The following is a 26,868-nucleotide window of genomic DNA, read 5'->3' on the forward strand; positions in this document are numbered from 1 at the left end:
CATCGCGTGCAGCAACCGCTCCGAGTGCCCCCGAGTGCGCCGGCCCGGCTGGTCGTGCTGGCGTCGGGCACCGGTTCGCTGTTGGAGTCCCTGCTCGCCGCCGCAGTCGACGACTACCCCGCGCGGGTGGTGGCCGTCGGGACGGACGGCGACTGTCGCGCGTTGGAGGTGGCTGCAGATGCGGGCCTCCCCGCTTACACCGTGCGCCTTGGCGACTACCCGGACCGAGCCGCGTGGGACGTGGCGGTCACCGAGGCCACCGCGCAGCACCAGCCCGACCTGGTGGTGTCCGCTGGGTTCATGAAAATTCTTGGAGCACAGTTTCTTTCCCGATTTCTCGGCCGGGTCGTCAACACCCACCCAGCGTTGCTGCCTGCCTTTCCCGGCGCGCACGCGGTGCCGGATGCGCTGGCCTACGGTGTCCGCGTGACGGGTTGCACGGTGCACCTCGTCGACGCTGGCGTGGACACAGGCCCCATCCTTGCGCAGGAGCCGATCCCGGTGCTCGACGACGACGACGAAACGTCGTTGCACGAACGGATCAAGGTCGTCGAACGGCGACTGTTGGTAGATGTGCTCGCCGCGATGGCCACTCGCGGCGTGACCTGGACTGGACGGAAGGCGGCCTTGGGATGACGCGGACGCGAGGAGCAAGATGACGGCTGACGACGGCAGACGCCAGATCCGGCGTGCACTGATCAGTGTCTACGACAAGACGGGACTCGAAGCGCTTGCCCGCGGCCTGCACGATGCAGGCGTGAGCATCGTGTCGACCGGTTCGACGGCGAAAACCATTGCTGCGGCCGGTGTTCCGGTCACTCCGGTCGAGGACGTCACCGGTTTCCCCGAGGTGCTCGATGGGCGCGTCAAGACGCTGCACCCCCGGGTGCATGCGGGCTTGCTGGCCGACACCCGCAAGGCCGAGCACCTCGCCGCTCTCGAGGAACTCGGTGTGGCGGCCTTCGAGTTGGTGGTTGTGAATCTCTACCCGTTCAGCGAGACCGTCGAGTCCGGCGCGAGCGAGGACGAGTGCGTCGAGCAGATCGACATCGGCGGCCCGTCGATGGTGCGGGCGGCGGCGAAGAACCATCCCAGCGTCGCGGTGGTCGTCGACCCACTCGGATACGACGGCGTGCTCGCGGCGGTGCGGGCGGGCGGCTTCACCCTCGCCGAGCGAAAGATTCTGGCCTCGTTGGCTTTTCGGCACACCGCGGAATACGACGTGGCCGTTGCGACGTGGATGGGTGAGACGCTCGCGCCCGAAGAACCGGCCCATGCGCTACCCGCGTGGGTGGGTTCGACGTGGAAGCGCGCCGCGGTGCTGCGCTACGGCGAGAACCCGCACCAGCAGGCCGCGTTGTACCGCAACGACATTGGCTGGCCCGGACTGGCGCAAGCCGAGCAGTTGCACGGTAAGGAGATGTCCTACAACAACTTCACCGATGCCGACGCGGCGTGGCGGGCGGCGTTCGACCACGAAGAGACGTGCGTCGCGATCATCAAGCATGCCAACCCGTGCGGCATCGCGATCTCGTCGGTGTCGGTGGCCGATGCGCATCGCAAGGCCCACGAATGCGATCCGTTGAGTGCGTTCGGCGGCGTGATCGCGGCGAACACCACCGTCACCGTTGACATGGCGGAGACCGTCGCCGACATCTTCACCGAGGTCATCATCGCGCCGGCATATGAGCCCGGCGCGGTCGAGGTGCTGGCGCGCAAGAAGAACATTCGCGTGTTGGTGGCCTCCGAACCTCAGCCCCGCGGCACGGAATTCCGTCAGGTCAGCGGCGGTCTGCTGGTCCAGCAGCGCGATGCGATCGACGCCGAGGGCGATGACCCCAACAACTGGACGCTGGCGACCGGTTCACCCGCCGATCCTGCGACATTGGCCGACCTGGTGTTCGCCTGGCGTACGTGCCGCGCGGTGAAGTCCAATGCGATCGTCGTCGCCAAGGACGGCGCGACCGTCGGCGTCGGCATGGGTCAGGTCAATCGCGTCGATGCGGCCCGGCTGGCGGTCGAACGGGCGGGGGAGCGGGTCAAGGGGGCCGTGGCGTCCTCGGATGCGTTCTTCCCATTCCCCGACGGGCTGGAGACGCTCACCGCCGCGGGCGTGACGGCGATCGTGCATCCGGGTGGCTCGATGCGTGACGACGTGGTGACCGAGGCGGCCGCCAAGGCGGGCATCACGCTGTACCTGACGGGGGCCCGCCACTTCGCCCACTAGGCAGCGAACTTCGAGAAGTTGTACCGGCGCCGCCCCGGGTTTAAGGTCCGCATGTGGACAGGCCGGGGGGCAGGGTCATCGTCGCGTCATTCGCAGTCGTGGCGTTCGTCGCGACGGGGTGCGCGAGGGCCATCGACGGCCACGCCGTCGCCGCGGGTCCGCCCGGCGAATTCGACGACTCGCAGTGCACCAAGGTCGACGCGCCGATGGAGACCATCCCGCATGCGGCAGGCGCGCCCGACGAAGCCGAGCCGACGCTTCGCACGGCGCGCCCCGACGGGTGGAAGCGCATCACCGAACTGGACTCGGCAATGATCAGGTTCGCCGTGGCCAATCCCGCACTCGGAGTCGGCGACTTCGCCGCCTCCGCGGTGGTGACCATGGACAGCGACCCGGGAGACGTGGCGCCCGAGGAGATCTTCGACGACGCCGCGCGGCAGTTGGTTTCGGGGTTGGGCGCGACGGACGTGGAAGTCTCCGATGGCACGCTGTGCGGACTGCCCGCCCACACCGTGCACTACAAGATGCCGCGCCCGAACGGAGAGTCGCTGCTCGACGCGACCGCCGTCGTCACCGTCGTGCCTGGAAGCGACAAGACCTGGGCCGTCGCCATCACGATCCAGTCGCCCCGTCCCGACGATCCGAAATATCAGCAGGACCTCCACGACATCACGACGGGGTTTCAGGTGTTGGCGCCGGATTCCGGGCGTCGCTAGCGGCTGGATACCCAGCGGAATTCGTATTCCCGATTGCGCTGTGAGCAGGTCGCGGCTGCCTCGCGGGGCGGACCGTCGTAGCGTGGGAGCCGTGACATCACCTAACGACCTCCCGCGCACCGTCGGCGAACTGAGGGCCTCCGGGCACGTCGAACGCGGCATCAAGACCGAGCTCCGGGAGAATCTGCTGGCTGCGCTCGCTGAGGGGCGGGACGTGTGGCCGGGAATCCTAGGTTTCGAGGACACTGTGCTTCCGCAATTGGAGCGCGCCCTGATCGCGGGACACGACGTCGTATTGCTGGGCGAACGAGGTCAGGGCAAGACCCGCCTGCTGCGCGCGTTGACCGGGCTGCTCGACGAGTGGACACCCGTCATCGAGGGCTCCGAGTTGGGTGAGCATCCGTATACGCCGATCACCCCCGGATCCATCCGGCGGGCCGCGACCTCGGGCGACGACCTGCCGGTGGCGTGGCGGCACCGCAGCGAGCGCTACACCGAGAAGCTCGCGACGCCGGACACCAGCGTCGCCGACCTCGTCGGTGACATCGACCCGATCAAGGTGGCCGAGGGCCGCAGCCTCGGCGACCCGGAGACCATTGCCTTCGGCCTGATTCCAAGGGCGCACCGCGGCATCGTCGCCATCAACGAATTGCCCGACCTCGCCGAGCGCATCCAGGTGTCCATGCTCAACGTGATGGAAGAGCGCGACATCCAAGTCCGCGGCTACACGTTGCGACTGCCGCTCGACGTGCTTGTCGTGGCCAGCGCCAATCCCGAGGACTACACCAACCGCGGCCGCATCATCACGCCGCTCAAGGACCGGTTCGGCGCCGAGATCCGCACCCACTATCCCGTCCACCTCGAGGCCGAGGTCGGCGTCATCAACCAGGAAGCGCACCTGGCCGCGGCGGTTCCGCAGTATCTGCTGCAGGTCCTCGCCCGATTTGCGCGCGGCCTACGTGAATCGCAGTCGATCGACCAGCGTTCCGGGGTGTCCGCCCGGTTCGCCATCGCCGCCGCGGAGACGGTGGCCGCGGCTGCCCGGCACCGCTCGACGATCCTCGGCGAGCAGGACCCCGTCGCGCGCGTGGTGGACTTGGGCACCGTCATCGACGTGCTGCGCGGCAAGCTGGAATTCGAGTCCGGCGAGGAGGGCCGTGAGCAGGCCGTCCTGGAACACCTGCTGCGCCGGGCCACCGCGGACACGGCGCAGCGACTGCTCGGTGGGCTCGACGTCGGCACGTTGGTGGCCGCCGTGGAGGCGGGCGCACCGGTGACCACCGGCGAACGGGTTTCGGCCAAGGACGTGCTGGCCTCGCTGCCGGACTTGCCCGTCGTCGACGCCATCGCCACGCGGCTGGAGGCGCAGACCGACGGTGAACGGGCCGCCGCACTCGAACTCGCGCTCGAAGCGCTGTACCTGGCCAAGCGCATCGACAAGGTATCCGGAGACGGCGAAACCGTTTATGGCTAAGCGGACTTCGCAATACTCGGGGTACACCGGCGGGCCCGACCCGCTGGCGCCCCCGGTCGACCTGCGCGAGGCCCTGGAGCAGATCGGCCAGGACGTCATGGAGGGCACGTCCCCCCGACGGGCGTTGTCGGAGTTGATGCGCCGTGGCACCCAGAACATGCGCGGTGCGGACAGGCTGGCCGCTGAGGCCAACCGCAAGCGCAAGGAGCTGTTGCGGAACAACAACCTCGACGGCACTTTGCAGGAGATCAAGAAGCTACTCGACGAGGCCGTGCTGGCCGAACGCAAGGAACTGGCAAGGGCGCTCGACGACGACGCCCGCTTCGGTGAGCTGCAACTCGACTCACTGTCGCCGTCGCCGGCCAAGGCCGTCCAGGAACTCTCGGAGTACGACTGGCGCTCACCGGAGGCCAGGCAGAAGTACGAGCAGATCAAGGACCTTATGGGTCGCGAGATGCTCGACCAACGGTTCGCCGGGATGAAGGATGCGCTGGAGAACGCGACCGACGAGGACCGCCAGCGCGTCAACGACATGCTCGACGATCTGAATGACTTGCTGGACAAGCACGCTCAGGGGAACGACTCGCCCCAGGATTTTCAAGACTTCATGGACAAGCACGGCGAGTTCTTCCCCGAGAACCCGCAGAACGTCGACGAGCTACTCGACTCGTTGGCCAAGCGCGCCGCCGCGGCACAGCGGTTCCGGAACAGCCTGTCGGCCGATCAGCGCGCCGAGTTGGATGCGCTCGCGCAGCAGGCCTTCGGTTCGCCGTCGCTGATGAACGCGCTCGACCGGCTCGACGGCCACCTGCAGGCGGCGCGTCCCGGCGAGGATTGGGATGGCTCGCAACGGTTTTCGGGTGACGACCCGATGGGCATGGGAGAAGGCGCCCAGGCCATGGCCGACATCGCCGAGCTCGAGCAGTTGGCCGAGCAGCTGTCGCAGAGCTACGCCGGTGCGCAGATGGACGACGTCGATCTGGACATGCTCGCCCGGCAGTTGGGGGAGGACGCCGCGGTCGACGCGCGCACGCTGTCCGACCTCGAGAAGGCCCTGATGAACCAGGGCTTCCTGGACCGCGGTTCCGACGGGCAGTGGCGGCTGTCGCCGAAGGCCATGCGACAGCTCGGCCAAGCGGCGCTACGCGATGTGGCCCAACAACTTTCGGGTCGACACGGTGAGCGTGAGACTCGGCGGTCCGGCGCGGCCGGAGAACTGACCGGGGCCACCAGGCCGTGGCAGTTCGGCGATACCGAGCCCTGGAACGTCACCCGCACACTGACGAATGCCGTGCTGCGCCAAGCTGGTACCGGCGTGGCCGAACCGCCGGTGCGGATCACCGTCGACGACGTCGAGATCTCCGAGACCGAGACGCGCACCCAGTCCGCGGTGGCGCTGCTCGTCGACACCTCGTTCTCGATGGTGATGGAGAATCGTTGGCTGCCGATGAAGCGCACCGCGTTGGCGCTCAACCATCTGGTCAGCACCCGGTTCCGGTCCGACGATTTGCAGATCATCGCCTTCGGCCGCTACGCGCGCACCGTCAGCGCCGCAGAATTGACCGGGCTGGAGGGCGTTTACGAGCAGGGCACCAACCTGCACCACGCCTTGGCGCTCGCCTCACGCCACCTGCGTCGCCACCCGAACGCCCAGCCGGTGGTGCTCGTCGTGACCGACGGTGAGCCGACCGCACACCTCGAGGACTACGGCGACGGTGACGGCACGTCGGTGTTCTTCGACTATCCGCCGCACCCGCGCACCATTGCGCACACCGTGCGCGGCTTCGATGACATCGCCAGGTTGGGTGCGCAGGTGACGATCTTCCGACTGGGCAGCGACCCGGGTTTGGCGCGGTTCATCGATCAGGTGGCCCGACGGGTGGAGGGCCGTGTCGTGGTGCCCGATCTGGACGGTTTGGGCGCTGCCGTGGTGGGCGACTATCTGCGGTCCAGACGCAGGCGTTGAAACCGCGGAAAAGCCCTGATCTTGAACGATCAAGAATGCTCGGCGGGCCTGACCTTGGCAAATTCATCGAGGTAGCTGCCACACCCGGTTGACGCCACCGACGAAAGTCGCCGTGAGCAGGACGTAGGCCGTGCGTCTCAGCGATTTCTAAGGTATCTTTCCAGCAACGGTGACAAGCGGTCAGTGGGTCCGCCCCCGGGGGAAAGGGAAAAATATGGCGTCGTGGGCAAAGGCTCCTTTCGCTGTCGGCTCGGTGGCATGCGCGGCATGCCTTGCGATCGCAGGGACGATGACGTCGTCCGTGCCGGCCGTTCAGCAGGCGCAGAAGGCCGCGGAACTGAAGTTGGCCGCCATCTCCGATGTAGACGCCTTCAGTGCGTTCGGGCTTAGCAGCATCTTTGGCTACGGCTTGATCGACGGCGTACCGGCGCTTTCTGACCTGCTCCAGGGCAACATCGACACCCTGTTGGCGGATGACACCAACGCTGGCTACGCCGGGCTGAGCGCCCTGGACGTCTTCTTCGGCGACGGTTTTAACGCAGAAGGTGGTGTGTTCACCGGCGGCGGTATCGACGCGCTGGCCAACTACGACGCATTGAGTGCCTTACCGGTGTTCTCGGCTATCGCCAACGCCGCTACTCCCGAAGACGCCATTGCCGCCCTCGCCGGCTACGACGCGTTGAGCGCCATACCGCCATACATTGCTTTAGCCGGCGGTGACATAAGTGCGACGGGTGACTTGGCTTCGCTGAGCGCCGTGGACACGTTCGTCGGAGACGGACCTATAGGGCAGGACGGTAATCCGATCGGGCCGGTGTTTGGCAGCGGTGGTATCGATGCGCTGGCACCGGACGCGGACGGCAACGGCGGTTACGCAGCGTTGAGTGCCCTGCCGGTCTTTGCCGGAACGAATGAGAATGGTCCATTCGGCTTGGGTGTGTTTACTGGTGGCGGTATCGGCGCGCTGAAGAACTACGACGCGCTGAGCGCCATTCCCGCGTATCTCAACGCGACACAAGGCACGTCCTCGACTCCTCCCACGCCGTTTATTGCTAAGGCTGCGCCGGAGGTTACGGCTGCGCCGGAGGACCAGACCACGTTCAAGACGCAGGCCGTTGATACGTCGGCGAAGCCACTCGCTGCTATCGCTCCGGCGGACCCGGCGCCGGCCGACCCACCGCCAGCGTCCACGCCGCCAGTGGAAAAGAAAGAAAACAAGCAGAACGACGTCAGGAACGGGCTCTCCTTCAAGCCTGAAGGCCTCGGTACTCCGCTCTTCTTGACCGGTGGTGGCGCTGGCGTCGACAACAGCATCAGGGGTTACGGGGATGCCGTGAACAAGGTTCGCGCCGGACTCGGACTCGGCCCGGACACGTCCGGCGGCGCCGCTGCAGGCGGCGGCGAAGGCGGCACCGGCTAGTCAGTAGTTCATCGAAACCTGCGGTCCTCAAAAAGGACCGATCGGGCGGTCCTCAAAAGGGACCGCCCGATTTTCGTTCTCGGCCCCCGGCCGAATCCCCGCCGCACCGGCCAGCGCTCAGGCTTGCCCAGGAAGTGACTGGTTCTCGGGTTCTTCGGGGGATGGGGCGCGGGTTTCCTTGCGCTTCTTGCGCTTGATGCCGACGCTGCCCCAAAGGGAGAAGCCTCGCACGGTGACGTGTGGCGCGCCGGGACTGCCGGCGCCTCCGATGTGGTCGAACGCACCCATGACGCCGACGCCCTTGATGTCGACGTTCAGTTCGGGCGGGAGCAAGATGGTCTGCCCGCCGAAGATCGAGTAGGAGTGGATCTCCACGTCGGCCGAGGTGAAGTCGGCGTACCGCAGATCGATCACACCGCCACCGAACAGGGCCACCGACGTCAGCCGCCTCGGCACGTTCCAGCGACCTCGGCGCTCGAACCCGCTCATGATCGCCAGCAGAAGCGTGGACGGTGCGGGCCGACCCGGTCCGATCGCCGGCGCCGTCGTGGCGACGCCAGGCAGGTCGGAGCTCAGGCGGTTCAGTTCGTCGAACGTCTGGGCGGCGTACGCCTTCTTGAGGCGATCCTCGTACTCGCCCATCTCGAGGCGGCCTTGCGCGGCGGCATCGCTGAGCAACTGCGCCATCTGAATGCGATCAGTGTCGGCAGCACGCATGGACCCATATCGAGGCGCTTCATTGCTCATTGGTGACGAGCCTACGACGAACGCCGACGCATGCAAGGTTCCGTGCGCAGAAGTTGCCTATACGTGGTCGTCGTCTCCGCCGCCGACCCACCGCGGCGGCCGTTTCTCCAGGAACGCCAGCATGCCCTCGCGGGCCTCCTCGGAAACGAATAGCGTCGCCGATTGCTGGGTGAGCGCCTCGGCGTGCTCGTCGAACCCCTCGAGGATCGCGGCGGTGGTCAGCGCCTTGGACGCCGCCAGGCCCTGCGGCGAACCCTTCCCGATGTCTGCGGTCAACGCCGCCGTGGCTGCCTCCACGTCGGCCGCGGCCAGCGAGATCAGCCCGATGCGCGCCGCCTCGTCCGCGCCGAACTTCTCGCCGGTGACGAAGTAGCGGCCCGCTGCCCGCGGGTCCAGCTTCGGCAACAGGGTCAAGGAGATGATCGACGGTGCGACACCGATGCGCGCCTCGGTCAGCGCGAACGTGCTCGCGGGCCCCGCGACGACGATGTCGCAGGCTCCGACCAGTCCCAGCCCGCCGGCGCGTACGTGGCCGTCGATCGCCGCGATGACCGGCATCGGCAGTTCGAGGATCGCCCGCAGTAGATGCGTCATCTCGCGCGCCCGATCCACGGCGACGTCGCCGGGCGCGCGCCCCGCGGCCTCACCGAGGTCGGCGCCGGCGCAGAACGTGCTCCCCTCATGACTGAGCACGACGCACCGCACGCCAGGGTCGGCCGCAGCGCTGGCGAACCCCTGGTGCAGCTGCTGAACCAAGCTGGTAGACAGCGCGTTTCGGTTCTGTGGCGAATCTAGCGTCAGCCGCGCGACGCTGCCCTCGACGGCGTAGCGGACGAGTTCTGTGTTCATCGAGGCGACCTAGTACGACCGCGGCAGGCCCAGCGACGTCTGCGCGACGAAGTTGAGGATCATCTCCCGGCTCACGGGCGCGATGCGGGCCAACCGCGACGCGGTCAGCACCGAGGCGATCCCGTACTCCTTCGTCAGCCCGTTACCGCCCAGCGATTGCACGGCCTGGTCGACGGCACGCACCGACGCCTCGCCTGCGGCGTACTTGGCCATGTTCGCGGCCTCGGCAGCACCCCCGTCGTCGCCGAGGTCGTAGAGCGTCGCGGCCTTCTGCATCATCAGCTTGGCCAGTTCGATCTCGATGTGGTTCTGCGCCAACGGATGTGAAACACCCTGGTGTGCGCCGATCGGCGTCTTCCACACCTGCCGGGTCTTGACGTATTCGGTGGCCTTGTTGAGCGCGAAGCGGCCCATGCCGACGGCGCTGGCTGCACCCATGATGCGCTCGGGGTTCAGACCCGCGAACAGCTGCGCAATGGCGGCGTCCTCGGAGCCGACCAGTGCGTCGGCGGGCAGTCGGACGTCATCGAGGAACAGCTGGAATTGGTTCTCGGGGCTGACGATCTCCATGTCGATCTTGGTCCACGACAGGCCAGGGGTATCGATCGGCACCACGAACAGCGCGGGCTTCAGATTGCCGGTCTTGGCCTCCTCCGTTCGGCCGACGACGAGGATGGCCTGCGCCTGGTCGACCCCGGAGATGAAGACCTTCTGGCCGCTCACGATCCAGTCGCTGCCGTCGCGGCGCGCGGTGGTGGTGATCCTGTGCGAGTTGGACCCGGCGTCGGGTTCGGTGATCGCGAACGCCATCGTGATGCTGCCGTCGGCGATGCCTGGGATCCACCGCTTCTTCTGATCCTCGGTGCCGAACTTGCTGATGATGGTGCCGTTGATGGCGGGGGAGACCACCATCAGCAGCAGCGCGCACCCTCCAGCGGACATCTCCTCCATCACCAGTGACAGTTCGTACATGCCCGCGCCGCCGCCGCCGTACTCCTCGGGCAGATTGACACCGATGAAGCCGAGTTTGCCTGCCTCATTCCACAATTCAGTGGTGTGCTCGCCGGAGCGGGCCTTCTCCAGGTAGTACTTCTCGCCGTAGTTCGCGGAGAACTGCGCGACCGCCTTGCGCAGTTCCTTTTGTTCGTCGGTCTCGACGAAGCTCATGGTGTGCTCCTCTTGTTAGGGACTCTCGATGCGGGCAAGGACGGCGCCGACGTCGACCTGCTGGCCGGCACTGACGTTGAGTTCGGCCAGGACGCCGGCACTGGGCGCCGCGATCGTGTGTTCCATCTTCATGGCCTCCAGCCAGATCAGCGGCTGGCCGGCCTTGACCTGGTCGCCCGCCGCCGCGCCGACGCGAATCACCGAACCTGGCATGGGAGCCAACAATGAACCTTGCGCGACAGCGGAATCCGGATCCGGGTAGCGCGGTTGCACGGTCAGTCGTACCGGGCCGAGCGGGGAGTCGACGAACACCTCGTTGCCGTAGCGGGCCACGTCGAACGGGCGCTCGACGCCGTTTGTGTGGAGCACGACCCGGTCCGGCGTCGAGGACACCAAGTGCACCGCCTCGTCGTCGGGGAATTCCAGGCCGCCGCGCGTGAATCGATAGGCGACCGCGTGTTCGTCGCCGGACGCATCGACGTACCGTCGGCTCTGATATCCCGACGCCAGGTTGCGCCACCCGCTGGGGAGGCCACCGAGAACCGTTGCGCTGGCGGCATTGTGGGCAGCATCGGCCAGCGCGGCCGCCAAGGCGGACAAGCGCGGGGCCGCGGCCTCGGCGACGGGGCGGGCCAACTCGGCCAGTCCGTGCGTATCGAAGAACGCCGTGTCAGTGGCGCCCGCGAGGAACGCCGGATGCCGCAATACGTTGACCAGCAGGTCGCGGTTGGTCGTGATGCCGTGCAGCCGGGCCCGGGCCAGCGCGTCGGCCAGGATCGCGGCCGCCCCGGCGCGCGTCGGGGCGTAGGAGATCACCTTGGCGAGCATCGGGTCGTAGAAGATCGACACGACCGAACCGTCCACGACGCCCGAGTCGACGCGCACTCCGGCGTGTCCCAAGAGCGTGAATTCGGCTCGTGCCGTGGGTATCTCGAAGTGATGGATCGGCCCGGCCTGGGGTTGCCAGTTCTTGGCGGGGTGCTCCGCGTAGAGCCGCACCTCGATCGAATGCCCGCGGGCCGTAGGTGGTTGCGCCTCCAGTGCTCCACCGGCCGCCACATGCAACTGCAGTTCGACCAGGTCGAGGCCGGTGGTCTCCTCGGTGACGGGATGCTCGACCTGCAGGCGGGTGTTCATCTCCAGGAAGAAGAAGTCGCCGTCATCGTCGGCCATGAACTCGACGGTGCCTGCGCCCGTGTAGCCGATGGCCTCGGCGGCCAGCTGCGCGGCGTGAAAGAGCTTGGTGCGCATTCCGGGAATGCGTTCGACGAGCGGCGACGGCGCCTCCTCGATGACCTTCTGGTGGCGGCGCTGAATCGAGCATTCGCGTTCGCCGACCGACCACACCGTGCCGTGTTCGTCGGCCATCACCTGGACCTCGACGTGATGACCGGTCGCGAGGTAGCGCTCGCAGAACACCGTTGGATCGCCGAACGCGGATTGAGCCTCGCGTTGGGCGGCCTCCAGTTGCTTTGGCAGTTCGGCCAGTTCGTGGACCACCCGCATACCGCGTCCGCCGCCGCCTGCCGAGGCCTTGATGAGCACCGGTAGCTGCCCGGCGGTGACGGTATCGGGGTCTAGCTCGTCGAGCACCGGAACACCGGCGGCGGCCATCATCTTCTTGGCCTCGATCTTGGAGCCCATCGCCTGAACCGCGGCGACCGGAGGCCCGATCCAGATCAGCCCGGCGTTCTGCACGGCCGCGGCGAATTCGGCGTTCTCCGAGAGGAATCCGTAGCCAGGGTGAATGGCGTCCGCACCTGCCGCCCGCGCCGCATCGATCAGCTGCGCCGCGTCGAGGTAACCGTTGCGGCCGTCGAGGAGCACGCGCACGTCGGCCTCTGCCACGTGCGGGCTGCCCGAGTCGGGTTCGGTGTACACGGCGACGGTGCCGATGCCGAGCCTGCGGCAGGTGGCGAACACCCGGCGGGCGATCTCCCCGCGATTGGCGACCAAAACCCTGGTGATCACTTCTCCCCCTTCCCTGTGATTTCGGCGCGCAATTCGGGAGCCAGCGCGGAAAAGCGCGCCGAAATCGCGGTGTGGGTGACCATGGCGGCGCTCACATCCGGAAGACGCCGAAGTTCGACGTCCCCTCGATCGGGCCAGTGGCGATGGCGGACAAACACATTCCCAACACGGTGCGGGTGTCCCTCGGGTCGATGACGCCGTCGTCGTACAGCCGTCCGGAAAGGAACATGGGCAGCGACTCGGCCTCGATCTGCGCCTCCACTGCGGCGCGCAGTGCGGCGTCGGCCTCCTCGTCGACCTGCTGGCCGCGCGCCTCGGCGGCGGCGCGGCTGACGATCGACAGCACGCCGGCCAGCTGGGTTCCGCCCATGACCGCGGACTTGGAACTTGGCCAGGCGAACAGGAACCGAGGGTCGTATGCGCGCCCGCACATACCGTAGTGGCCCGCGCCGTAGGACGCGCCGATGAGCAGCGAGATGTGCGGCACTGTCGAGTTGGACACGGCGTTGATCATCATCGAACCGTGCTTGATCATCCCGCCTTCCTCGTACTTCTTGCCGACCATGTACCCGGTCGTGTTGTGCAGGAAGAGCAGTGGCGTGTTGGCGCGATTGGCCAGCTGGATGAACTGGGTGGCCTTCTGCGATTCCTCGCTGAACAGCACCCCGCGATGGTTGGCGAGGATGCCGATCGGATAGCCGTGCAGGGTGGCCCACCCGGTGACCAGCGACCCGCCGTAGAGCGGCTTGAACTCGTCGAAGTCGGAGCCGTCCACGACACGGGCGATGACGTCGCGCGGGTCGAACGGGATGCGCAGATCGGGCGGCACGATGCCTACCAGTTCGTCGGCGTCGAACAGTGGTTCGGTGAACGGACGCGGCGCAGGGCCCCGCTTGTGCCAATTCAGCCGGGCTACCACTCGGCGCCCGATGCGGATGGCGTCGAGTTCGTCGACGGCGAAGTAGTCGGCCAGACCCGAAGTGCGGGCGTGCATTTCGGCGCCGCCAAGCGATTCGTCGTCGGACTCCTCGCCGGTGGCCATCTTGACCAGCGGCGGCCCGGCGAGGAAGACCTTCGAGCGCTCCTTGATCATCACGACGTGGTCCGACATGCCGGGGATGTACGCGCCGCCCGCCGTCGAGTTGCCGAACACCAGCGCGATGGTCGGGATGCCTGCCGCCGACAGCCTGGTCAGGTCGCGGAACATCCGCCCGCCGGGGATGAAGATCTCCTTCTGGGTGGGCAGGTCAGCGCCGCCGGACTCCACCAGCGAGATCACCGGCAGTCGGTTCTCGAACGCGATCTGGTTGGCGCGCAGGATCTTCTTCAGCGTCCACGGATTGCTGGTGCCGCCCTTGACCGTTGGGTCATTGGACACGATCAGGCACTCGACACCTTCGACGACGCCGATGCCCGCGACCACGCTGGCGCCGACGGTGAAGTCGGTGCCCCAGGCCGCCAAGGGGCTGAGTTCGAGGAACGGCGAGTCGGGATCGAGCAGCAGTTCGAGGCGTTCCCGCGCCGTCAGCTTGCCGCGGGCGTGGTGCCGTTCGACGTACTTGGCACCCCCACCTGCCAGCGCCTTGGTCTGCTCGGCTTCGAGTTCGGTCAGCTTGGCCGTCATGGCCTCGGCGGCATCCGTGTACGCCGCGGATCGGACGTCGATCAACGACTTCAGGGCCGTCATGACTGGAACCCCAGCGTCTTGGCGGCCAGCCCGGTCAGGATCTCGGTGGTGCCGCCGCCGATACCGAGGATGCGCATGTCGCGGTATTGCCGCTCGACCTCGGACTCGGCCATGTAACCCATGCCGCCGAAGAGCTGAACGGCCGCATTCGCCACCCATTCGCCTGCTTCGACGGCGGTGTTCTTGGCAAAGCACACCTCGGTGATCAGGTTCTCCTCGCCAGCGAGTTGCCGCTCCACCAGATGGCGGGTGTACACCCTGGCCACGTCGACCCGCCGCGCCATCTCGGACAGCGTGTTCTGCACCGACTGACGCGAGATCAGCGGCCTACCAAAGGTTTCTCTGTTGCGGCACCACTCGACGGTGAGGTTGAGGCAGCGCTGCCCGCTCGCGTAGGCCTGCGCGGCGAGGCCGACACGTTCGGAGACGAAGGCCGCGGCGATCTGCAGGAAGCCCGAATTCTCCGCGCCGATCAGGTTGGCCGCCGGCACCCTCACGTCGGTGTACGACAGTTCGGCGGTGTCGCTCGACCGCCAACCCATCTTCTCCAGCTTGCGCGTGACCTCGAAGCCGGGCGTGCCCTTGTCGACGACGATTAGCGAAACCCCGGCTGCCCCAGGCCCGCCCGTGCGTGCGGCGGTCACCACGTAGTCGGCTCGAACGCCGGAGGTGATGTAGGTCTTGGCGCCGTTGAGGATGTACTCGTCGCCGTCGCGGACCGCCTTGGTGGTCAGGTGTCCGACGTCGGATCCTCCGCCGGGCTCGGTGATGGCCAGCGCGCCGATCTTGTTGCCGCTCAGCGTGGGTCGCACGTAGGTGTCGATCAGCCGCTCGTCACCCGAGGCGATCATGTGCGGCACGGCGATGCCGCACGTGAAGAGCGACGCGAAGACACCGCCCGGGACGCCCGCCTGGTGCAGCTCCTCGCAGATGATCACGGAGTCGACGCCGTCTCCGCCTCCGCCGCCGACCGCTTCGGGAAAGTTTGCGCCGAGCAGTCCGGCGTCGCCCGCCTTGCGGTGCAGTGCGCGGGGCAGGTCGCCGGTGCGCTCCCACTCGTCGACGTTTGGCAGGATCTCGCGTTCGGCGAAGTCGCGCACCGTCTTTCGCAGTGCATCGCGCTCCGATGTGGTCCAGATGCTCACGACACGAACTCCTCGGGAATGTCGATGTGGCGGGCGCGCAGCCATTCGCCGAGGCCCTTGGCTTGGGGATCGAAGCGGGCCTGGTAGGCGACGCCCTGTCCGAGGATGCCCTCGATGACGAAGTTCACTGCCCGAAGGTTGGGCAGTAGGTGGCGGGTGACGGTCAGGTCGGCGGTCTCGGGGAGCAGTTCGCGCAGCTTCTCGACGGTCAACGCGTAGGCCAGCCACCGCCACTGTTCGTCACCGCGCACCCACACCCCGACATTCGCGTTGCCGCCCTTGTCGCCGCTGCGGGCACCCGCGATGGTGCCGAGCGGGACGCGGCGCGTGGCTCCGAAGGGCAGTGGCTCGGGCAGTGCGAAGGGCCCGACCGGCTCGAGCGTCTTGGTCTCGGTGGCCGACGCGATGTCGGTACGGCTGCCGTCGGCGTGCACCGCGACGTGTGGAACTGCGGTGGCGTCGACGTAACCCGCGGTGAAGACGCCATAGACCTGGCCGTCGGACGGCGGTGCGGTGGTAGTGAAGCCCGGGTAGCTGGCGAGCGCGAGTTCAACTGCGGCAGAAGAGAACTGACGTCCGACATTGGCCGGATCGGCGTCCCGGACCACGCACCGGAGCAGGGCGCTCGCGGCTTCCTCGGTGTCCGCATCGGGATGGTCGGTGCGGGCAAGCGTCCACTCGAGCTCTGCCGGCTTGACCGTCAAGCCCGCTTCGAGTTGGCGGCGCACCAGGTCGGCTTTGGCGTCGATGTCCAAGCCGGTGAGCACGAAGGTGGCCGCGTTGCGGAAGCCGCCGATGCTGTTCAGCGACACCTTGAGCGTCGGGGGCGGGGGTTCGCCCTTTACGCCGCTGATGCGGACGCGATCGGGGCCGTCCTGCGCGAGCGCGATGCTGTCCACCCGCAGCGTGACGTCGGGGTTGGCGTACCGGGCGCCGCCGATCTCGTACAGCAGTTGAGCGGTGACCGTGTCGGTGCTGACGAGCCCGCCGGTGCCCGCGTGCTTGGTGATGACCGATGAACCATCGGCGTCGATTTCGGCGATCGGGAAGCCGGGATACAAGAGGTCGGCAATCTCAGTGAAGAACGCGAAGTTTCCCCCGGTGGCCTGAGTGCCGCACTCGATGACGTGGCCCGCGGCGACGGCGCCTGCGAGAGCGTCGTAATCCGTGCCGGTCCAGCCGAAGTGCGCGGCCGCCGGCCCGACGATGACCGAGGCGTCGGTGACACGTCCGGTGACGACGACGTCGGCCCCTGCGTTGAGGCAGTCGACGATGCCCCACGCGCCGAGGTAGGCATTCGCCGCGAGGGGAGCGCCGAACCCGAGTTCGTCGGCCCGGGAGATCAGGTCGTCGCCCTCGACGTGTGCCACGTTCACCGATAGGCCGAGGCGTTCGGCCAGCGCGCGGACGGCCGTCGCAAGGCCCGCGGGGTTCAGTCCGCCCGCGTTGGCCACGATCTTCACGCCGCGCTCCACGGCGAGCCCGAGTGATTCCTCCAACTGTGTGAGGAACGTCTTGGCGTAGCCGCGTTCGGGTGACTTGGCACGATCGCGGGCCAGAATCAGCATGGTGAGCTCGGCGAGGTAGTCGCCGGTCACGTAGTCCAACTCGCCGCCGGTGATCAGCTCGCGCATGGCGGCGTGTCTGTCGCCGTAGAAGCCAGAGCAGTTGCCGATCCGTACGGTCACCCAGCACTCCCATCGCACCCATCGCATCATTGCGCGCCCAACCAACCGGTAGGTTACTGGCTACCGCGGGTACCGAGTCAAGGCCCGGGCGAATGCTGGCGAGATCCGCACGGACATATCGCCGCCGCCGTCGTCAGCTCGGCTCTATAGTCCGTGGATGGTCCGCATCTTCACTGCATTCGCCGCGGCCGTCGCCGCGAGCGTGCTCGCCCTCGGTGGCGCCGCGCCTGCTCAGGCCAAGACGTCGGGCATGGCCGCCGATTTCCCGGTCGGGACCTGCATCGACTACCAGAACAACCACCTGGGCTTCAACGCCGACGACCTGGTCTACGCGAACATCGTGTCGTGCACCGATCCGGCCCGCGACTACCGGGTCGCGACGCGGGTCGACAACCCCACGCAGTGCGGCCCGGACACCGCATGGGCGTACACGACGCGCGACGTTGTCGTGCTGTGCGTGGTGAAGGACGCCCCACCGGTTGGCGCCGCTGCGCCGGCCTATGGTCCGTCCGTGCCGGTTTATCGAGGGTGAGTTTTGGAGGCTGAGCACCTCAGCGGCTATTCTGAAGGGCACTTGCCGACGCCGGAGTATTCGCGCGGCAGCACCCCTCAAGAGGAGACCTGAACATGGCTGTGCCCAAGCGCCGGATGTCGCGCTCGAACACCCGTAGCCGCCGCGCGCAGTGGAAGGCCGACAAGCCCGAACTCGTCGGCGTGACCGTCGCCGGTCAGCAGCACAAGGTGCCGCGTCGCCTGCTCAAGGCCGCCCGCCTCGGCTTGCTCAACCTCGACCGTCGCTAACCCAATTCATCGCTAACGGAGCGGCGCGCCTCTCAGGCCACTCTCAGATAGTGGGTTGAGACTGTGGCTGTGCGCATTCTTGTCGTCGATGACGATCGCGCGGTACGCGAATCCTTGCGCCGCTCACTCGCGTTCAACGGCTATACGGTCGACCTTGCTCAAGACGGGCAGGAAGCGCTCGAGATGATCACGCGCGAACGCCCCGATGCCCTCGTGCTCGACGTGATGATGCCCCGGATGGACGGGCTCCAAGTCTGCAGACACCTGCGCAGCACGGGCGACGACTTGCCGATCCTGGTGTTGACGGCCCGCGATTCCGTCTCTGAGCGGGTGGCCGGACTTGACGCAGGCGCCGACGATTACCTGCCGAAGCCGTTCGCACTCGAAGAGTTGTTGGCCAGGATGCGCGCACTGTTGCGCCGGACGGCCTTCGATGACCGGAGCGAGTCGGCCACGCTGACGTTCGCAGACCTGAGCCTGGACCCGATGACCCGCGAGGTCACGCGCGGCGAGCGGCAGATCAGCCTTACCCGCACTGAGTTCTCATTGTTGGAGATGCTCATTGCCAACCCGCGCCGGGTGCTTACCCGAAGCCGGATCCTCGAAGAGGTCTGGGGCTTCGACTTTCCGACGTCCGGCAACGCGCTCGAGGTGTACGTCGGGTACCTGCGACGCAAGACGGAAGCCGAGGGCGAGCTGCGCTTGATCCACACCGTACGAGGTGTGGGTTACGTGCTGCGCGAGACGCCACCCTGATGGCTACGACGAGGTCGCCCTTCTGGTGGCGGGCGCGCGAGCGCCGCGCAACCGACGTCAGCACCGCAGGTCTGCACGACGCGAGCTCGGTGTCGCTGCGCTGGCGGGTGATGCTGCTGGCCATGTCGATGGTGGCCATGGTCGTCGTGCTCATGGCCGTTGCGGTGTACGTGGTGGTGTCGCGTGCGCTGTACCAAGACATCGACAATCAATTGCAGACTCGGGCGCGGCTGCTGATCGAGAGCGGGTCGCTGGCGGCGGACCCCGGCAAGGCCATCGAGGGCACCGCCTATTCCGACGTCAACGCGATGCTGGTGAACCCGGGCCGCGCCATTTACGCCACCAACCAGGAAGGCCAGACGCTTCCGCTGGGGCAGCCGGAGAAGGAAGTCATCCAGGGCCAACTGCTCTGGTCGCTGCGGACCACCAACTACCAGCGCGTGCTGGCCATCCACCTCTCCAGCGGCAGCTCGCTGCTGATCTCCAAGAACATGGTGCCCACCAGCAAGGTGCTCAACAGATTGGGGACCATCCTGCTGATCGTCGGCGGGGTTGGCATGGCAGTGGCGGCGATCGCGGGCGGGACGGTCGCCCGTACGGGCCTGCGGCCGGTGGCCCGGCTGACCGAGGCTGCCGAACGTGTCGCCCGTACCGACGATCTTCGGCCGATCCCCGTCCACGGCAGCGACGAACTCGCCCGACTCACCGAAGCGTTCAACAAGATGCTCGGTGGGCTCGCGGACTCACGCGATCGGCAGGCCCGGTTGGTCTCCGATGCGGGGCATGAGCTGCGTACGCCGCTGACGTCGTTGCGCACCAACGTCGAACTGTTGATGGCCTCGATGAGGCCGGGTGCGCCGCGGCTGCCCGACGAGGAGATGGCCGGCCTGCAGTCGGACGTGATCGCACAGATCGAAGAGTTGTCCACGTTGGTCGGCGATCTGATGGACCTCACCAGGGACGACGCAAGTGTCACGGTTCATGAGCCCCTCGACCTCGCTGACGTGATCGACCGCAGTCTCGAGCGAGTTCGACGGCGCCGCAATGACATCGAGTTTGACGTCGCACTGATCGATTGGCAGATCAACGGTGACGCACCGGGACTGTCCCGGGCGGTGCTCAACCTGCTCGACAATGCCGCCAAGTGGAGCCCGCCCGGCGGGCGTGTTGGGGTGCGGTTGACGCAGGTCGACCCGATGTACGCCGAACTGATGGTCTGTGATCACGGGCCGGGCATTCCGCCCGACGAGCGCCGCCTGGTCTTCGAACGGTTCTATCGGTCCACCTTGGCGCGCGCGTTGCCCGGGTCGGGGCTGGGGCTCGCGATCGTCAAGCAGGTCGTCGTCAAACATGGTGGGACGCTTCGCATTGACGACACCGTGCCCGGTGGCGATCCGCCCGGCGCCGCCATCCACGTGGTGCTGCCTGGTCGCCCGGTCGCCGTGGCCAGGGATCCGTCCGACACGACACGCGGGGACGCTGCGGTGGACGGGGCGGGCGAAAACCCCGAGAATTGAGGGGGTTTTGGGGGGAAGTCTGTGAATGTCCCGATGATTCTCTAAGTGGATTCTCAGCCGTAGCGGGCACAGTGCGGGGTAACAGAACCGTTGTACTGACTACGTAGTGCCGATGCAACCAGTGGAAAGTAGAGCAACGAGCCGTAATGACTAACCACCCGTACCCGCCGCAGGCGCCACGCGAGCCCGGTCCTCATCAGGGCCAGTACGCCGCAGGCACGCCGGGCCATCCCGGGCAGCATCGGCCGGGTGCTCCGCAGTTCGATTGGCATTACGCCACGCAACAGCAACCGCCGTATCGCCAGCCGTACGATCCGTATGACTACACCCGCACGATGGCCCTCCCGCCGTATCAGGTGCAACCCCAGAAGCGTTCGCGCGCAGGGTTTTTGACGGTTGGAGCGCTCACCATCGCGCTGGCGTCCGCGGCTATCGGGGGCGGCGTTGCCACGCTGGTCCGCCCGGAGCACTCCACGGTCACCACGTCGATGTCTGGCGCTGCGCCCGGTCAACCCGCGGCCAATCTGCCCGCGGGCTCGGTCGAGCAGGTGGCGGCCAAGGTTGTGCCCAGTGTGGTCAAGATTGAAACGGTGATGGGCAGGCAGTCCGAAGAGGGCTCCGGCATCATCATCTCCGCCGACGGGCTCATCCTCACCAACAACCACGTGGTGGCCGGGGCCAAGGACGCCGCACCGGGCAGCACCGTGACCAAGGTGACCTTCGCCAACGGCGTCACCGCGACGTACAAGGTCTTGGGCACCGACCCCAGCAGTGACATCGCGGTGGTCAAGGCAGACGGCGTTTCCGGATTGACGCCCATCGCGGTGGGCTCGTCGAGCGGCCTTCGCGTGGGCCAGGACGTCGTCGCCGTCGGCTCGCCGCTCGGGCTGGAGGGCACCGTCACCACCGGGATCGTGAGTGCACTCAACCGGCCGGTGGCCGCAGGTGGTGACCCTCAAAATCAGAACACCGTGCTCGATGCGATTCAGACGGACGCGGCGATCAACCCCGGTAACTCCGGGGGCGCCTTGGTCGACATGAACGGCCAATTGGTGGGCGTCAACTCCGCCATTGCGACGCTCGGCGGCGACTCGGGGCAGTCACAGAGCGGGTCCATCGGGCTTGGCTTCGCCATCCCCGTCGACCAGGCCAAGCGCATCGCCGACGAACTCATTCAGAACGGCACCGCATCGCACGCCTCGTTGGGTGTGCAGGTGACCGGCGACGCGACGGTGGATGGCGCCAAGATCGCCGACGTCACCAGCGGTGGCGCGGCCGCGGCGGCCGGGCTTCCTAACGGGGTCATCGTGACCAAGGTCGACGATCGGGTGATCGCCAGTCGCGACGCGTTGGTGGCGGCGGTGAGGTCCAGGGCTCCTGGCGACCGTGTGACGTTGACGTACCTCGACTCGGCAGGCAAGACGCAGACCGTCCAGGTGACGCTCGGAACGGCAAAGCAGTGACCATCACGGAGGGACGCCCCCCGCTGACCATGGTGGCGCCCGCGTCAGGGGCGAGATATACGGTTGCAGTCATGGAGCAGCCTGGTGAATTGGTGGGGCGCGCGTTGGTGGTCGTCGTAGACGATCGCTCCGCGCACGGAGAAGAGGATCACAACGGACCTTTGGTCACCGAGCTGCTCGGGGAGGCCGGCTTCGTCGTCGACGGGGTCGTGGTGGTGTCCGCGGACGAGATCGAGATCCGCAACGCCTTGAACACGGCCGTCATCGGCGGCGTCGACCTGGTGATCTCGGTGGGCGGCACCGGCGTAACTCCGCGGGACGTGACGCCCGAGGCCACCACGACCATCTTGGATCGGGAGTTGCTCGGCATCTCCGAGGCCCTGCGCTCTTCGGGCCTGTCCGCCGGGATCGTCGACGCAGGACTGTCGCGTGGCCTGGCCGGCATCTCGGGCAGCACGCTGGTGGTGAACATCTCGGGGTCCCGAGGCGCTGTCCGCGACGGCATGGCAACGCTCGGTCCGCTCGCGACCCACATCATCGCGCAGCTATCCAGTTTGGAAATTTAACCGTTGAACTTTGCCGAAATGGGCGCCCACAGCGAATCTCGCTGTCGGGCGCCCATGTTCGGTTTCGGCCTTTGGCCCGCTGGTTTGTTAACGCCCTGTGAACGGCCACTCCAACGCATGTGTGATGTTCATCACATTGCGGAGGTCCGGTGACTGATCCCGCGGCGCCAAAGCGCCACTCAGTTAACCCAATCTTCGGGGAAGAACTGCCGATGGCTTCGAGTGACGAGCGTGATGAAGGTTCAAGCGCAGACGACGACGAACGGGATCAGTGGCTGCGGGACAACGTCCCGCCTCACCATGGCTGACCTCTGATTTCACGTTCCGGGCGGGAAATGGGTTCCCGCTTGTCCATTCGCCTCATCGAGCGCGAATCAGCGCGCGGCGGGCGAGCCTACTTCGATCCGCCTGGTCTCGCCGATGGGGCGGAACCCGTCGATATGTGAACAGCAAACGAGCCTCAACGCGGTAGGCGATCCGAAACGGCTGCCCCTATGCGTTGCCGCGCGGATGCCTCCCCGTTATGTTTCTGACGTCAACGATGAGCAGAACGTAAGAACAAAGTGTGAGCCTTCTAATTTCACTCACATCGACTTCTTCAAAGGTGTCAGGTTTACCGGTACGGGCCGGGCACAGGAAACGACGGGTCAGGATCCGTCAACGACAAGCTAGGGAGAACATGAAGGCAATCAGTCGGGTGCTGGTGGCGATGATCGCCGCCATCGCGGCGCTCTTCGTCAGCACGGGCACCTCACATGCAGGTTTGGACAACGAGCTGAGTCTGGTCGACGGCCAGGGTCGGACTCTGACGATCCAACAGTGGGACACCTTCCTCGACGGTGTGTTCCCGCTGGACCGCAACCGGCTGACCCGTGAGTGGTTCCACTCCGGTCGCGCCAAGTACATCGTCGCCGGCCCCGGCGCCGACGACTTCGAAGGCACGCTGGAGCTCGGCTACCAGATCGGCTTCCCGTGGTCACTGGGCGTCGGCATCAACTTCAGCTACACCACCCCGAACATCCTGCTCGACGACGCGAACATCAACCCGTTGAGCGCAGGCTTCAACCCGTTGGGCTCGGTCATCACCCCGAACCTGTTCCCGGGTGTGTCGATCAGCGCTGACCTCGGCAACGGCCCCGGCATCCAGGAAGTCGCGACCTTCTCGGTCGACGTCAAGGGTGCTGCCGGCGGCGTCGCGGTCTCCAACGCTCACGGCACGGTCACCGGTGCTGCCGGCGGCGTGCTGCTCCGTCCCTTCGGTCGGCTGATCGCCTCAACTGGCGACAGCGTCACGACCTACGGCGAGCCCTGGAACATGAACTAAACACTCCCTAGTTCACGTAAACAGCCCCCGGCCTCGGCCGGGGGCTGTTTCGTGTTCGGGGTTGGGCTACTCGGTGTCGCCGCTGGTGAACTTCGCGGTATCGGGGCTGGGGCCGGTGCCAGGGCCGGTGACGGTCTCGGCGCTGGATCCGTCGCGAAGGACGTTGCGGATCTCGGTGAGCAGGGTCAGTTCGGTGTCTTGGGCCTGCTCGACCTCACCCTTCTTGCGCAGCCGGTTGTACGGCACGACCACCAGGAAGTAGACGACCCCGGCGACCAGGACGAAGTTGATGGCCGCCGAAATCAGGATGTTCAGGTCGATGGTCTGTCCGCCACCGATGTTGATCTTCAGGATGCCGTAGTCCGAGTTGCCGCCCGCGCCGATGCGGTTGATCAGCGGGGTGATGATGCTGTCGGTGAACTTGGTGACGAGCGCGGTGAACGCGGTGCCGATGACCACCGCGACGGCGAGGTCGACGATGTTGCCGCGAGAGAGAAATTCCTTGAAGCCCTTCAACACGAGCGGATTCCTTCCTTGGGGGTTGGACTTAGCAGGTGCTCAACGTTAGACGGCGCAACGCTGCATGGGTCCAACTACGGTGCTAGCTTTCAAGGAAATCCTTTGACGTGTGAACCCATCTCGGGAGCGAGTGACGTGACGAAGCGGTGGTATCTGTCGGCTGTGGCTGTGCTGATTGCGTTTTCGGCGCTGTCTGGTGGCACGGCGAGTGCCGAACCGTCGACTCCGGTGCCGCCACCACCGTCGACGTCGACACCGGATGAATTGGCAGACATGGTGATGGACGCGATCGGGCACGGTTCGCCTGCGCCAGCCACCACGCCGGTGCCCGCACCGCACAAGTGAATGCTCAGTGGAAAGTCAGCGTGACGGCCTGCGTGAGCGATGCGCCTGCCGCGTCGATCGCCTCTTGAGCGGGTAGGGCAACCAGCACCACCCCGTCACCGCGGCCCGGTGCCTTCGTGGTCGGGGAGGCCAGCACCACGATCGCGCCGCGGGCCACCACGCGCGGCCTGAGCCCGTCGTGCTCGCCAACGCCCTGGGTCTCGACGGCCAGCACGTCGACGACGTCGCCAGGACGGACCAACTCGAGCAGAGCAGGGTCGGCGACGTGCAGCGGGACCACTCGGGCGTCTGGGCCCGCGGTGGCCTCGGCGAGGCGAGCACCCAGCAGTCGGACGTCGGTGAGCACCTCGCCACGTCGACTGGGGCCGGCCAGCGTCGCACCGACAAGCGCTGAGGGATCAGTTTGTGAGCCGTCGGGAATGGTTGTCGCCGAGCGTGATTCGACGATGACGTCGTCGGCCGTCAGTCGGACCCCCGGCGTCAGGTCGTGCGCCGCCACGACGACGTCCGCGCGGTCGGCCGAAGGGTCGGGCCGTAATGCCGCGATGGCCGCCAGGATGACCAAGGCTCCGGCGGCGACGCGGCGGGCCGCGATGGTGCGCGACCAGTCGGGCCGCAAGCCATGCCAGAGCCGCGTCAGCGGCGACGGATTGAGCGATTCCCCCATGCCGTCACGTTAGGCAGCGGGTGCCCGTTGCGGCAGGGGTCGCGCGGCGACCTGTGGATAACTGCTAGCTGGATGCGGCGGCGGTGCTTGAGCTCGACGACGAGCTCGACTTGTCCGACGAACCGGACGAGCTCGACGACTTGTCGGACGACTTGGACTTCTCGGCCGGCTTGTCGGAAGCCTTCTCGGAGGACGACGAACTCGACGACTCGCTACTGGAGGCGGAGCCGTTGCTCGTGCTCTTCGCCGATTCGCGGTTGTCGGTGCGGTAGAAGCCGCTGCCCTTGAAGACAACCCCGACCTTGCCGAAGAGCTTGCGCAGCCGTCCGTCGCACTTGGGGCATGCGGACAGCGCATCATCAGTGAACGCCTGAACCGCATCGAAGCGGTTGTCGCACTCGGTGCACGCGTACGAATAGGTCGGCACAGAAACCTCCGAATTTGGTCAAACCTGTTAGCACTCTATCGGCTCAAGTGCTAGAACCGCTACGTGAGGCGGGTCATTCCCTTGGTGCTGGTCATTGCCGCTGGAGCCGCGCTGGTCTGGTGGCTGTGGCTCCGTCCACACCCCAACCCGGCGGCGCCCGCGGGGCCGACGACGGCAGCGGGCCCTGTCAGGCCTGCCACTCCTGCCACTCCGATGTTCGATCAGGCCCGGTCCGACGCCAAGCGGTTGCCGGTCAAGGGCTGGGACCGGCAGGTGGACTTCCGGCGGAGCGCGTTCGGCGAGGCCTGGAGTGACGACGTCAACGTCGAGTTCGGTCACAACGGGTGCAACACCCGCGACGACGTGTTGCGCCGTGATCTCGCCCAGTTGGTCGTGCGGCCAGGCACGTGCTTCGCGCAGAGTGGCACCTTGCACGACCCGTACACCGGGCAGACGATCGCGTTCGTCCGCGGGCCGAACACCTCCGACGCGGTGCAGATCGACCACGTGGTGTCGCTTTCCGACGCTTGGTACAAGGGCGCGCGGCTATGGGATGACCAGCGTCGCCGGGACTTCGCGAACGACCCACGCAACTTGCTGTCCGTCGGCGGAAAAGTCAACTTCGACAAGGCTTTTCGGGATGCGGCCAGCTGGCTTCCGCCCAACGCGGCGTTCCGGTGCGCGTTCGTCGCACGGGTGGTCGACGTGAAGACCGCCTACGGGTTGGCGGTCTCCGCCAACGAGAAGCGCGCCATCACCGACGTGCTGGCCGGGTGCTAGCCGAGCGCGACGAGTCCGCGGGTCGGGGTCAGCGCGTGGGTCATCGAGACGTCGTGCTGCTCGCTGGGCAGGTGTTTGACCAGCTCGTCGTCGCGCACGATCGCGACCAGCATCGCCGCGGGGTCGGCAAGCGCGAGCGACCGGTCGTAGAAGCCCGCGCCGCGCCCAAGCCGCGCGCCAGTGAGATCCACCGCAAGGGCGGGGACCACCACGATCGATGCCGACGCGATCGTCTCGGCGGGCAGCCATGGAGCGGCCGGTTCGCGCAGCCCGAATGGCGCGTCGACGAGGGTGCCGACCCGGTATTCGCCCCACGACAACGGCTGGGGATGACCCGATTCCTCGCGTGCGACGGGCAACAGCACGCGGACCCCCGCCGCGACCAATGCATCCAGCGTCTCGAGCGAGCCGGGCTCGGTGCCCACCGGTACGTAGGCGCACACCGTCGCGCCCGCGTGCACCGTAGCGACGAGGTGACGGCGCAGGGCTTCGTCGTCCGCGCGTCGTCTTTCCGGCGGCAGCGCGCGGCGCCCGGCCACGATCGCGGCTCGCAGCGCGGCCTTCGTCATCGGCTCGCCGTCCACGCGGTCCACGATGTCACCCGGGCCAAATGTGCACCTTGCGGGGTTGCGTGCAGCTGATGACG

Annotated in this window: 26 protein-coding genes; 15 read left to right on the top strand and 11 right to left on the bottom strand. The window is 66.9% G+C overall.

From position 1 onward, the window contains the following. The first annotated feature begins 6 nt into the window (after positions 1–6). From purN to SLQ30_RS12960, 6 genes are all read left to right on the top strand, one after another. A complete protein-coding gene (gene purN, locus SLQ30_RS12935; protein WP_319446689.1) occupies positions 7–636 on the top strand; it encodes a phosphoribosylglycinamide formyltransferase in 630 nt (209 codons plus the stop codon). A gap of 19 nt (positions 637–655) precedes the next feature. After that, a complete protein-coding gene (gene purH, locus SLQ30_RS12940) occupies positions 656–2,227 on the top strand; it encodes a bifunctional phosphoribosylaminoimidazolecarboxamide formyltransferase/IMP cyclohydrolase (RefSeq protein WP_319446690.1) in 1,572 nt (523 codons plus the stop codon). 53 nt (positions 2,228–2,280) lie between these two features. After that, positions 2,281–2,943, top strand: a complete 663-nt coding sequence (locus SLQ30_RS12945; protein WP_319446691.1) for an LpqN/LpqT family lipoprotein — start codon at positions 2,281–2,283, stop codon at positions 2,941–2,943. 91 nt (positions 2,944–3,034) lie between these two features. Continuing rightward, positions 3,035–4,417 carry a sigma 54-interacting transcriptional regulator gene (locus SLQ30_RS12950; RefSeq protein ID WP_319446692.1) on the top strand — a complete coding sequence of 461 codons (1,383 nt, stop codon included), beginning with the start codon at positions 3,035–3,037 and terminating at the stop codon, positions 4,415–4,417. Further along, positions 4,410–6,383 (top strand): VWA domain-containing protein, encoded by a 1,974-nt coding sequence (locus SLQ30_RS12955; protein ID WP_319446693.1) that lies wholly within the window; start codon positions 4,410–4,412, stop codon positions 6,381–6,383. Before SLQ30_RS12950 ends, SLQ30_RS12955 begins: the two co-directional genes overlap by 8 nt. Before the next feature lie 289 nt (positions 6,384–6,672). Beyond that, entirely contained in the window at positions 6,673–7,803 is a 1,131-nt protein-coding gene (locus SLQ30_RS12960) for a hypothetical protein (protein WP_319446694.1), read from the top strand. 117 nt (positions 7,804–7,920) lie between these two features. On the opposite strand, the gene SLQ30_RS12965 is transcribed toward SLQ30_RS12960, so the two are convergent. From SLQ30_RS12965 to SLQ30_RS12995, 7 genes are all read right to left on the bottom strand, one after another. Beyond that, entirely contained in the window at positions 7,921–8,550 is a 630-nt protein-coding gene (locus SLQ30_RS12965; RefSeq protein ID WP_319446695.1) for a DUF1707 domain-containing protein, read from the bottom strand. 57 nt (positions 8,551–8,607) lie between these two features. Continuing rightward, entirely contained in the window at positions 8,608–9,399 is a 792-nt protein-coding gene (locus tag SLQ30_RS12970; RefSeq protein ID WP_319446696.1) for an enoyl-CoA hydratase family protein, read from the bottom strand. A 9-nt stretch (positions 9,400–9,408) separates the two neighbouring features. Further along, on the bottom strand, positions 9,409–10,566 hold the full coding sequence (locus SLQ30_RS12975) for an acyl-CoA dehydrogenase family protein (RefSeq protein WP_319446697.1): 1,158 nt from the start codon (positions 10,564–10,566) through the stop codon (positions 9,409–9,411). A gap of 15 nt (positions 10,567–10,581) precedes the next feature. Then, positions 10,582–12,537, bottom strand: coding sequence for an acetyl/propionyl/methylcrotonyl-CoA carboxylase subunit alpha (locus SLQ30_RS12980; protein ID WP_319458316.1), 1,956 nt, complete (start codon positions 12,535–12,537; stop codon positions 10,582–10,584). A 91-nt stretch (positions 12,538–12,628) separates the two neighbouring features. Next, positions 12,629–14,224, bottom strand: a complete 1,596-nt coding sequence (locus tag SLQ30_RS12985; RefSeq protein ID WP_319446699.1) for an acyl-CoA carboxylase subunit beta — start codon at positions 14,222–14,224, stop codon at positions 12,629–12,631. Next, positions 14,221–15,369, bottom strand: coding sequence for an acyl-CoA dehydrogenase family protein (locus SLQ30_RS12990; RefSeq protein WP_319446700.1), 1,149 nt, complete (start codon positions 15,367–15,369; stop codon positions 14,221–14,223). The genes SLQ30_RS12985 and SLQ30_RS12990 overlap by 4 nt, the downstream gene beginning before the upstream one ends. Next, positions 15,366–17,057 (bottom strand): acyclic terpene utilization AtuA family protein, encoded by a 1,692-nt coding sequence (locus SLQ30_RS12995; protein WP_319446701.1) that lies wholly within the window; start codon positions 17,055–17,057, stop codon positions 15,366–15,368. Before SLQ30_RS12995 ends, SLQ30_RS12990 begins: the two co-directional genes overlap by 4 nt. Before the next feature lie 157 nt (positions 17,058–17,214). On the opposite strand from SLQ30_RS12995, the gene SLQ30_RS13000 reads away from it, so the two are divergent. The 7 genes from SLQ30_RS13000 (at position 17,215) to SLQ30_RS13030 (ending at position 23,484) form a co-directional block, all read left to right on the top strand. Continuing rightward, positions 17,215–17,589 carry a hypothetical protein gene (locus tag SLQ30_RS13000; protein ID WP_319446702.1) on the top strand — a complete coding sequence of 125 codons (375 nt, stop codon included), beginning with the start codon at positions 17,215–17,217 and terminating at the stop codon, positions 17,587–17,589. 95 nt (positions 17,590–17,684) lie between these two features. After that, on the top strand, positions 17,685–17,858 hold the full coding sequence (gene rpmF, locus SLQ30_RS13005) for a 50S ribosomal protein L32 (RefSeq protein WP_319446703.1): 174 nt from the start codon (positions 17,685–17,687) through the stop codon (positions 17,856–17,858). 69 nt (positions 17,859–17,927) lie between these two features. Next, positions 17,928–18,614, top strand: coding sequence for a response regulator transcription factor (locus SLQ30_RS13010; protein ID WP_319446704.1), 687 nt, complete (start codon positions 17,928–17,930; stop codon positions 18,612–18,614). Continuing rightward, positions 18,614–20,131 carry a HAMP domain-containing sensor histidine kinase gene (locus SLQ30_RS13015; RefSeq protein ID WP_319446705.1) on the top strand — a complete coding sequence of 506 codons (1,518 nt, stop codon included), beginning with the start codon at positions 18,614–18,616 and terminating at the stop codon, positions 20,129–20,131. The genes SLQ30_RS13010 and SLQ30_RS13015 overlap by 1 nt, the downstream gene beginning before the upstream one ends. A 146-nt stretch (positions 20,132–20,277) precedes the next feature. Next, positions 20,278–21,594 carry a S1C family serine protease gene (locus SLQ30_RS13020; protein ID WP_319446706.1) on the top strand — a complete coding sequence of 439 codons (1,317 nt, stop codon included), beginning with the start codon at positions 20,278–20,280 and terminating at the stop codon, positions 21,592–21,594. Between the two features lie 29 nt (positions 21,595–21,623). Next, positions 21,624–22,160 (top strand): MogA/MoaB family molybdenum cofactor biosynthesis protein, encoded by a 537-nt coding sequence (locus tag SLQ30_RS13025; RefSeq protein ID WP_319446926.1) that lies wholly within the window; start codon positions 21,624–21,626, stop codon positions 22,158–22,160. A 679-nt stretch (positions 22,161–22,839) separates the two neighbouring features. Further along, positions 22,840–23,484 (top strand): MspA family porin, encoded by a 645-nt coding sequence (locus SLQ30_RS13030; RefSeq protein ID WP_319446707.1) that lies wholly within the window; start codon positions 22,840–22,842, stop codon positions 23,482–23,484. A 66-nt stretch (positions 23,485–23,550) separates the two neighbouring features. On the opposite strand, the gene mscL is transcribed toward SLQ30_RS13030, so the two are convergent. Then, the gene (gene mscL / locus SLQ30_RS13035; protein WP_319446708.1) at positions 23,551–24,003 is read right to left on the bottom strand and encodes a large-conductance mechanosensitive channel protein MscL; all 453 of its coding nucleotides are present in this window, start codon (positions 24,001–24,003) and stop codon (positions 23,551–23,553) included. 135 nt (positions 24,004–24,138) lie between these two features. Here mscL and SLQ30_RS13040 point away from each other — a divergent pair, with 135 nt between their 5' ends. Then, positions 24,139–24,348 carry a hypothetical protein gene (locus SLQ30_RS13040; protein WP_319446709.1) on the top strand — a complete coding sequence of 70 codons (210 nt, stop codon included), beginning with the start codon at positions 24,139–24,141 and terminating at the stop codon, positions 24,346–24,348. Positions 24,349–24,352: 4 nt separating this feature from the next. Here SLQ30_RS13040 and SLQ30_RS13045 read toward each other — a convergent pair whose 3' ends face one another. Together SLQ30_RS13045 and SLQ30_RS13050 are read right to left on the bottom strand one after the other, a co-directional pair. Further along, complete coding sequence (locus SLQ30_RS13045) at positions 24,353–25,015, bottom strand: SAF domain-containing protein (protein ID WP_319446710.1); 663 nt, start codon at positions 25,013–25,015, stop codon at positions 24,353–24,355. A gap of 64 nt (positions 25,016–25,079) precedes the next feature. Next, complete coding sequence (locus tag SLQ30_RS13050) at positions 25,080–25,442, bottom strand: FmdB family zinc ribbon protein (protein ID WP_319446711.1); 363 nt, start codon at positions 25,440–25,442, stop codon at positions 25,080–25,082. Between the two features lie 63 nt (positions 25,443–25,505). On the opposite strand from SLQ30_RS13050, the gene SLQ30_RS13055 reads away from it, so the two are divergent. Next, entirely contained in the window at positions 25,506–26,222 is a 717-nt protein-coding gene (locus SLQ30_RS13055) for an HNH endonuclease family protein (RefSeq protein WP_319446712.1), read from the top strand. Here SLQ30_RS13055 and SLQ30_RS13060 read toward each other — a convergent pair. Next, a complete protein-coding gene (locus tag SLQ30_RS13060) occupies positions 26,219–26,791 on the bottom strand; it encodes a 5-formyltetrahydrofolate cyclo-ligase (RefSeq protein ID WP_319446927.1) in 573 nt (190 codons plus the stop codon). The genes SLQ30_RS13055 and SLQ30_RS13060 overlap by 4 nt on opposite strands. Positions 26,792–26,868: the final 77 nt, after the last annotated feature.

Source organism: Mycobacterium sp. RTGN4 (genome assembly GCF_033804635.1).
Classification (GTDB): domain Bacteria; phylum Actinomycetota; class Actinomycetes; order Mycobacteriales; family Mycobacteriaceae; genus Mycobacterium.

What these genes read in the sequence shown, in the direction of transcription:
- purH (WP_319446690.1), top strand. Translation starts at nt 656, where the DNA reads ATGACGGCTGACGACGGCAGACGCCAGATCCGGCGTGCACTGATCAGT.
- SLQ30_RS12955 (WP_319446693.1), top strand. Translation starts at nt 4,410, where the DNA reads ATGGCTAAGCGGACTTCGCAATACTCGGGGTACACCGGCGGGCCCGAC.
- SLQ30_RS12960 (WP_319446694.1), top strand. Translation starts at nt 6,673, where the DNA reads ATGACGTCGTCCGTGCCGGCCGTTCAGCAGGCGCAGAAGGCCGCGGAA.
- SLQ30_RS12965 (WP_319446695.1), bottom strand. Translation starts at nt 8,550, where the DNA reads ATGAGCAATGAAGCGCCTCGATATGGGTCCATGCGTGCTGCCGACACT.
- SLQ30_RS12970 (WP_319446696.1), bottom strand. Translation starts at nt 9,399, where the DNA reads ATGAACACAGAACTCGTCCGCTACGCCGTCGAGGGCAGCGTCGCGCGG.
- SLQ30_RS12975 (WP_319446697.1), bottom strand. Translation starts at nt 10,566, where the DNA reads ATGAGCTTCGTCGAGACCGACGAACAAAAGGAACTGCGCAAGGCGGTC.
- SLQ30_RS12985 (WP_319446699.1), bottom strand. Translation starts at nt 14,224, where the DNA reads ATGACGGCCCTGAAGTCGTTGATCGACGTCCGATCCGCGGCGTACACG.
- SLQ30_RS13000 (WP_319446702.1), top strand. Translation starts at nt 17,215, where the DNA reads ATGGTCCGCATCTTCACTGCATTCGCCGCGGCCGTCGCCGCGAGCGTG.
- rpmF (WP_319446703.1), top strand. Translation starts at nt 17,685, where the DNA reads ATGGCTGTGCCCAAGCGCCGGATGTCGCGCTCGAACACCCGTAGCCGC.
- SLQ30_RS13015 (WP_319446705.1), top strand. Translation starts at nt 18,614, where the DNA reads ATGGCTACGACGAGGTCGCCCTTCTGGTGGCGGGCGCGCGAGCGCCGC.
- SLQ30_RS13020 (WP_319446706.1), top strand. Translation starts at nt 20,278, where the DNA reads ATGACTAACCACCCGTACCCGCCGCAGGCGCCACGCGAGCCCGGTCCT.
- SLQ30_RS13025 (WP_319446926.1), top strand. Translation starts at nt 21,624, where the DNA reads ATGGTGGCGCCCGCGTCAGGGGCGAGATATACGGTTGCAGTCATGGAG.
- SLQ30_RS13030 (WP_319446707.1), top strand. Translation starts at nt 22,840, where the DNA reads ATGAAGGCAATCAGTCGGGTGCTGGTGGCGATGATCGCCGCCATCGCG.
- SLQ30_RS13045 (WP_319446710.1), bottom strand. Translation starts at nt 25,015, where the DNA reads ATGGGGGAATCGCTCAATCCGTCGCCGCTGACGCGGCTCTGGCATGGC.
- SLQ30_RS13060 (WP_319446927.1), bottom strand. Translation starts at nt 26,791, where the DNA reads ATGACGAAGGCCGCGCTGCGAGCCGCGATCGTGGCCGGGCGCCGCGCG.